This is a genomic window from Endozoicomonas sp. YOMI1, from assembly GCF_024606345.1.
Taxonomy (GTDB): Bacteria; Pseudomonadota; Gammaproteobacteria; order Pseudomonadales; family Endozoicomonadaceae; genus Endozoicomonas.
This window is the reverse complement of sequence record NZ_JAHHPM010000055.1, coordinates 1-4,276: the sequence shown is the minus strand read 5'-3', so window position 1 is coordinate 4,276 and position 4,276 is coordinate 1. Positions and strand designations below refer to the sequence as shown.

Below are 4,276 nucleotides of genomic sequence, written 5' to 3'. Positions count from 1 at the left end.
TACCCTGGTGGCCTGTGCGCTGCGCAATAAAAACAGTAATAAAATGCACCCGGTGTCTGAACCCTTCACCGCCGACGACCAGTGCTCGGAAGATGAATTACTACTGCGCCAGGTGCTGCGTTTCGGAGATACCGTCGATATCATCCGGATCTATCCGCCCAGGGCAGACTTTCCCGCCATTAACCGGGCACCGGGTTCAGAAAAATTGACTGCTGCAACCCTCAGTGACGGTTATTTTCATCCGGAAGCCATTGAGCTACTGGGTGTGGTCAATGATCCAAAGTTCACGCTGCTGGTCCAGGCAGCACTGCTGACGTTCCGGAATCTGGCCAGCATTACCGGAGGCTGGCATCATCACAATCTTGCTAATCCGTTTTCAAGTAAATACGGGTTGGTGGTAGATAATGATAAACGACGGTTACGGATTGAACAGGCACCTGAGTCTTATATGTGCCTGGGAGAAAGTCTGGATAACCTGGTTCGGCTCGCTATCGCGCAAAAAGCCGGGGTCCAGCCCTGTTTTGCAGAGCATCCCAGGCACAAGGCCAGGCACAAGGCCAGTCACAAGGATAGTGCCGGGGCACCGGATTGCTGGGACCCAGGTATCGGGTTCGCCGGTGCCTACCGAAAGCTGCACAGTGAACAAGAGCTGCGGCAAGTTCAGTTACCCGCCATGACCCTGAAGGAAAAGATTATTATCGTTGCTGAGGAACTGCCCGGCATAGAATCATTGCTATCGTCGGCCACCGGCAAGGGCATCCGGTCAGAGATTGGGCGACTGCAACGGAAGGGAATCCTGCCCGCCATTGGCACACCGCGACAATCTGAGCTGGAGCAGATATTCAAACAACCTGACTGTGTCGGTGCCCGGATACTTAATAAGCGTGAGCTTGCGGTGGTGCCTGTTGAATATGAAGGGGGAATCTATTACCGAATGGTGCCAAAACTTAAAAGGCAACGCACTGAGTTCGATAATGATGCCTTTTGCCACAACACCGACCCTGCCCCTAAACGGGCGGCAGTGAGGCATTGAGGGCTTCTTGCTCAGAGAGGTTTTCCTGACTGAACCATTGCCAGAGGATGTCAGGAATCTTTTGCACCGGGGGCATCAGGTGTCTGCTGAACCCACTCCTCAAACCCTGAAAACGTTCCATTTGTCCGATTAATTTCCTCAGTAATCAACTGGCGAGCTTGATCAGGGGTGTAACCTTTAGCGGTGAAAACGTGCATTGCCCACTGGTAATTTTTCGCGTAGATCTGTCGTGTGGTGTAAGGCACTTCCTCCACCATACTCCTGGCAAAATCAAGGCTGCTGCCCCGGCCAAGTGCTTCTTTGGCGAGCTCCTCGCACTCTGGCATAGAGTACCCTTTGTCCCAGAGTTGCTTCAGACTCCATTGAAACACCTTCTCGCGGCTGGCGTCTTGCCAGGGGTATGCTTCTGCTGCTTCTGTGATCAGACCGGCATCAGTCTCAATCTTACAGGGCTTGGCAAACTCACATACTAATTGACGGGCATCGTCGAGACTGTAGCCTTTGATCAACAACTCCTCGACAGCGCGATCTATGATGCCTTGTATTTTCCTGGTTTGATATATTTGCAACCCGGCAATTACCCCGAGTTTTCTGGGGGGCAAGCCAATATCATAGGCGCTTAGCGCTTTTTTTGCCGCCATCCTGACCGGATTGTCAGGGGGGGCAAACCAGTTCTTCAGCGCAGTAACTTTATTAATGAGTCGCTGGAACAAGCTTTTTTTCAAGGGCTTCAATGGCTGGCCGGGTTGTGGGGGGTTGTAGGGTTGAATACCACCGATATTAGCCCTATCGCCGGACAACCCTAACAGCGCCAGTGCCTGATCACCCTGAAGTTTTGCCTGTCCTGCGACGTTGTCAGGGCTGGCATCTTTTGCTGGTAACTGCACAGCATCTGTTGCCATCCGATTGATGTCGCCATGGGACTGCTCAATCAATTGATTCGCTGCTGTCGTCGCTTCTTCCGTGGAAAAGCCTTTTTGTTCTATATGCTCAATCATCCGGGGGCGAAGTTGATCGTCTATGAATTGAGTTTTCCCCTGTCCTGCTTCCGGAGTCTCCTTAACCCACTGCTGAAAACCGGAAAGCTCTGCACCTGACCGCTGCAGTGCATCCGTTACCCTATGCAGGGCTTCATGGTACGGATAACCTTTATCCTGAAATGTGCCAATAGCCCATTGAAAATTCTCAGGATGGAGTTGTTTAAGCTGAAACTTTGCAGTAACGGGCATCCCCTCTATAAGTCGATCGACTATTTCAGTGACTGTGACAGCCTTTTTACGGCTCTGTTCAATGCCCCGGCCCAACGCTCTTTTGGCAAACTCTGTGGCTTCTTTGGGTGAGTACCCTTTGGCCAACAGCTTAACTTTACTCTGATCAAACAACGTTTTAAGGCCAGAGTCTTTCCATTCCTTAAGGTCTGCGGCCTCAGTTACCAGATGCACGTCGGCGTCCCGGTGACAAGTCTGGGCAAACTCATTTACCAATGAGAAGGCCTCCTTAACGGTGTAACCCTTGATGATCAACTCGCTACGGGCATCATCGAGAACTTTCTGGATTCGCTGAGCTTGATAACGTTGCAGTCCCGGAAGCAGCCTGATCGGTACCGGTGCTTTTGAAGACTTATAGGAATGCAATGATTTGTCGGCACCATCATTGCTGTTATGGGCTGTTTTGTCCGATGAATGCAGCAATTTCCTGGGAACAATCTTATTAACGGCGCGCCTGAACCATCCTGTCTTTGCTTCCGTAGCTTTCGCAGGTTGCGCGCTCTCATGGGTTTGCTGAGTATTGTTTGGTCCGTTGACGCCGCCAATATGAGGCATGATTGATCACCTTTTGCCAGTAAATAATCAGGTTATCGTAACCAATGCCGGATATTTTACTGTTCACCAATGCTAATCACGATATCGTGGTTGCAGTCAATCCTCGTGTTATTGTTGGTACCGGGCGTTGCACAGTAACCGAGCGCCCTCTCATAGCGGTCTCCAATCTTGAGCGAACTGTCCGGAAATTACCCTGTGTTGAGCATCGCATTACGGATGCTTTTGAGCGGGCCATTGAGGGAAAAAATCCGGAACAGTTACTGCGTCTGGCTACTCGGCATCGGTCATTTATTGAGCAGTACCCGGCTTGTCTTTTATTGGCAGACAAAGAAGGCAAAACATTGGTTCATCGGATGGCAGCGTCAGGTTATACGCTGTTGATCCGTAAAGCGCTCAACACTGAGCAAGGTAAACGTGCAGTGTGCGCAAAAGATCATAATGACGACATGGGATTACACCATGCAGCACGAGTTCAAACAGCCGGATGTCTTGATGTGATCATTGCCTCCGGCGCAGGTGCGCAGTTGTTGCTGGAACAGAATAAAGAAGGGTATCCTCTTGAGGCGCTGAAAATTGAGGCTCTCTCCTATAAACTCAGGATGAATGAAACGGAACAGCAGCTTTTGCAAGAGGTCTATTCACTGATTTGCCACAGGCATTATCAGGAGGCGATGGACTATTTGGATGACCATAAAATAGCCTTGGCCGCTTTGCGATTTATCAATGACCAACAGCAACAGGCATTATCTGCTGTCTCCGTCAGGAGCCTTCTGAACAAAGGATTGCAAAAGCGCCTCGGCACCCTGGAAAGGATAATAGATCAAATAATAGACCTGTTATTAGGTTTCTTCAAAGGTTGCTAAATGGTTGATAGCCTGTCAGTCAAACCCCATATTTCGAAGGCTTCTTCAAAGGGCTGAGAACACTCGCCTGACCGTTTCCGAATGGACTGACCAAAAACGGATTCTTCCGGCAAAAACCACCAGGGAAGCTGGCCGATGGCACACCGCAAGGTCTCCTTATGCACAAACCACTCGATGTACTCTTGCTGTGCAGCTTATAAAAAGCAGCATACCGTTTGGACTACACGGTGCTGGCCGGGCTTTTTTCAGTAATCGCCAATAGTCTCGCAGAATCATATCCCGGAAATGGTTGGGAAAAAGCATGGAAGCGCCCGATGTGCAGGTCGTCCCCATAGGTAAGGATTCGGGAGAATATTACCGACAACCCGCCAGATTTGGTGACATCTCTAATGTGCGAGATTTCCAGGAATTGCCGTGGTGAGGAAGCGTTGATACCTGCTGAGCAACGTGTTTCAGTGACTTTCAGAGATGCCGCAATGGGCGCGGGATCGCATTGTTTATGTTGACCATGAGATCAATCGTCTCAAATGTAAAAAAGACGACATTATTCTGGACTT

At 50.1% G+C, this 4,276-nt stretch carries 3 protein-coding genes; 2 read left to right on the top strand and 1 reads right to left on the bottom strand.

Annotation, left to right across the window (positions count from 1 at the left end; translation table 11 throughout):
* Positions 1-1,033: hypothetical protein (locus KDK15_RS02210; protein ID WP_257293735.1), on the top strand; the 1,033-nt coding region annotated here is incomplete at its 5' end.
* A 50-nt stretch (positions 1,034-1,083) separates the two neighbouring features.
* On the opposite strand, the gene KDK15_RS02205 is transcribed toward KDK15_RS02210, so the two are convergent.
* Positions 1,084-2,856 carry a hypothetical protein gene (locus KDK15_RS02205; RefSeq protein ID WP_257293734.1) on the bottom strand — a complete coding sequence of 591 codons (1,773 nt, stop codon included), beginning with the start codon at positions 2,854-2,856 and terminating at the stop codon, positions 1,084-1,086.
* A 44-nt stretch (positions 2,857-2,900) separates the two neighbouring features.
* Between KDK15_RS02205 and KDK15_RS02200 the strand changes: the two genes are divergently transcribed.
* Entirely contained in the window at positions 2,901-3,719 is an 819-nt protein-coding gene (locus KDK15_RS02200; RefSeq protein WP_257293733.1) for a hypothetical protein, read from the top strand.
* The last annotated feature ends 557 nt before the right edge of the window (positions 3,720-4,276 follow it).

Excerpts from the sequence above, each read along its gene's own strand:
- KDK15_RS02205 (WP_257293734.1), bottom strand. The coding sequence starts at position 2,856 with ATGCCTCATATTGGCGGCGTCAACGGACCAAACAATACTCAGCAAACC.
- KDK15_RS02200 (WP_257293733.1), top strand. The coding sequence starts at position 2,901 with ATGCCGGATATTTTACTGTTCACCAATGCTAATCACGATATCGTGGTT.